The following is a 2649-nucleotide window of genomic DNA, read 5'->3' as shown; positions in this document are numbered from 1 at the left end:
CCCTCCACAGGCCCGTGACCTGCGATGATGCTCTCGATCACGTATTTGTTACTTCATTACGTCCCCTATAAAAATATAACGAGATACCAGAGATGCCACGACCCGGCCGCGGCGAGAGCACCGAAATGGATTTCCGCGCGGCAGGTCGCCGGGTACTGTCGGCATGCCCTGCTATTTTTTCTTTCTTCCGGTGAAATCCGGCTCCGGATCCATCCCGCTGCCCGTGAAGGAACACCGCAACGATGCCGCTTGCCTCAGCCCGGCTCCTGGTATTGCTCCTGCTGCACGAACAGCACCGCGTCGAGCCCGCGGGTGTGCCCCTCCGCTATCCTTCCCCGCCTCCCGCGGAACGCCATCTCGTCCGCGCGGCGACGGCGCTCGCCGCCGGCCGGGCGAAAGGATCGCTGCGGGAGCTGCGGGAGAGCGAACACGACCCGACCGACCCCGATCACCTGGCGGCGCACGAGGCGCTCTACCTCGCCGCGCTGGCTCTCGACCTCAACTGGTCCCCCGATGACGTCGGCGTCGTCCGAGCCTGGGCCACGAGGACGTTCGCTCCGCCTCCGGTTGGGCCCGCCGCGCGTCCCGGTGTACCCGGTCCGCGCCGGGAACGCCCGGCCCACCGGGAACGCCCGGCCCACCGGGCCCACCGGGCCAATTGGGCGCCATCCCAGCCGGCCCCACCCGGCTCCGGGCACTCCAGGCACTCCAGGCACCCTGGTCGGCCGGATTGGCCGGACCAACCGGACCAGCCGGGCCGCCGCGGACCATGACGGACGCCCCGCTGATCGCCTGGACGACGCAGGTCATCGCCCGGCAACGGCACGCACTGCTCGAACCGACGACCGCGGTCATCTGCGTGTTCGGTGCCGAGATCATCCCCGGTATCCGGGTGGCGCGGGCACAGCTGGCCCTGACCGGTCACCGCGTCGACCACCGCGAAACCGACCGGAGGCACGGGCCCGGCCCCCATCGCTTCCCCCATCACCTGCCCTATCGCCTGCCCCGTCACGTGATTGTGCACGGTCACAGCGCCGATCCGGCACGCGCCGCACGGACCGCCGACCCTGCCGGAACGCTCGCAATGCAGGCCCTGGCCACGGCTGACCTCTTCGTCACCCATCTCGACGAGCTCCCGGTGCCACAGGCGGCGGCGTACGCGCGGATCCTGCGGGCGGATCTGCTGTTCCGGGCGAACCAGGAGGCCGAGGCCGGCATGGCGTTGGACGCGGTCGAGGCCGGCGCCGGGTCCGACCACGCGACACTGGCCCATGCGGCGCTGGTGCGCGGCGACTGGGCCGGCTTCCCGGATGGCGGGGCGCAGACGCTCGGCCGTCGGCCCGGCGGGAGCCCGATCATCCAGTCGCGAACGGCCTATCCGGAACGCGCGGAGGAACTGTGGCAGCGGGCCCTGACCGCCTACGGGCGCGCCGGGTCGGAGGGCGGGCGTGCCGCCGGACTGCTCCGGCTGGCCGGGGCGCCGACGGCGGCAGGCCGGCTGATCCTGCGCAGGGCCCGGATCGACGAGGCGGCCCGGCGCGCCCGGGCAGCCGGCAACGAGGCGCTGACCTGGCTGGCGAGAGTGCAGAGCCAGGCCGAGCAGGCGGTCGCCGGAGAACCGTCCGCAGCGGGACTGCGGGCCATGATGACGGCGCTGGCCGACTGGTCCAGGCTGGAGGGGAGCACGAGTTACGGCCGCGGGCTCGGCCGACTGCTGATCGACGCCGCCGACGCTGCCGACGCCGGCACCGCCGGTGACCCCGACGACGTCGAGGCGGCGGGCCGCGAGGATCCTGGCCGGCGGCCGGTCAAGATCGCTTCCCGGGGAAGGGCGGCGGAGTCGACGGCCGGGAACCGCGGCCGTTCAGGGACCGGGCGATCTGCCTGACCAGTTCAAGCTCCGCTGCCGCACCGTCCTTGTCGACGAGATCGATGTAGCTGATGCCGCGCAACAGCCCGGCCGGGTCACAGGTCTCGACGCGGATCGGGATCAGCGTGCGCTTCACGCCGTTGGGATCCGCCTGCCAGGCCGCCTGCCAGGCCGCCTGCATCTTCTCCGAGGCCAGGTAGCTCTTCGACAGCACGGCAAGGGTACGCCGGGACTGCGAGATCCCTTCGTGCAGCAGACCGATCTCGTGCTCACCGGGCAGCGCGTCGAGGGCCGCCAGATGCACCGAATGACCCCGGCCTTCCAACACGCGGGCAATCCAGGAGCCCCAGGCCTCATCGGACGGATCCGCGGAGATGAGGAAGTCCCACTTCTCGTCCGCGAGCGGCCCCTGACCGGAGCCGTTCGACGGGGTCCGCACCGCCGGGAACGGGCGCCCCGGCAGCGTGATCCACGCGAGGCCCTCGTACTTGCCCGCCACCGACACCTCGACTCGGCGGTACTGCGCCGGGTCGAGATCCCGCAGCCGCCCGGCCACCGTACTGCGGTAGAACTCGGACGATAGGATGAGCGCCAGTTCCGCGTCCTTGTCCTGTTCCAGCAGCTGCCGGACGGGGTCCGCGTCGACCAGCCGGGCGGCGACCACCGCCGCGTCGCCGACGAAACCACTGCCGTCGATACCCATCTCGCCCTGGTGCAGGGCCAACCTCAACCGGATTCGACCGGTCTCGTCACGTCCCCGGTTGTAGGGCCTGTTTGGG

At 71.5% G+C, this 2649-nt stretch carries 3 protein-coding genes; 2 read left to right on the top strand and 1 reads right to left on the bottom strand.

Features of this window, described 5'->3' with window-relative positions; all coding sequences use genetic code 11:
• Positions 1–242: 242 nt before the first annotated feature.
• Together AC08OQ_RS19125 and AC08OQ_RS19120 are read left to right on the top strand one after the other, a co-directional pair.
• The gene (locus AC08OQ_RS19125; protein WP_476602390.1) at positions 243–773 is read left to right on the top strand and encodes a hypothetical protein; all 531 of its coding nucleotides are present in this window, start codon (positions 243–245) and stop codon (positions 771–773) included.
• Positions 770–1888, top strand: coding sequence for a hypothetical protein (locus AC08OQ_RS19120; RefSeq protein ID WP_476602389.1), 1119 nt, complete (start codon positions 770–772; stop codon positions 1886–1888). Before AC08OQ_RS19125 ends, AC08OQ_RS19120 begins: the two co-directional genes overlap by 4 nt.
• On the opposite strand, the gene AC08OQ_RS19115 is transcribed toward AC08OQ_RS19120, so the two are convergent.
• The coding region (locus tag AC08OQ_RS19115; protein WP_476612294.1) for a toll/interleukin-1 receptor domain-containing protein at positions 1809–2649 on the bottom strand (841 nt) is incomplete at its 5' end. The two genes, AC08OQ_RS19120 and AC08OQ_RS19115, sit on opposite strands and share 80 nt — an antisense overlap.

The sequence above is a fragment of the Frankia sp. CcCS3 genome, from assembly GCF_977927575.1.
This window is presented reverse-complemented; position numbering and strand designations above follow the sequence as displayed.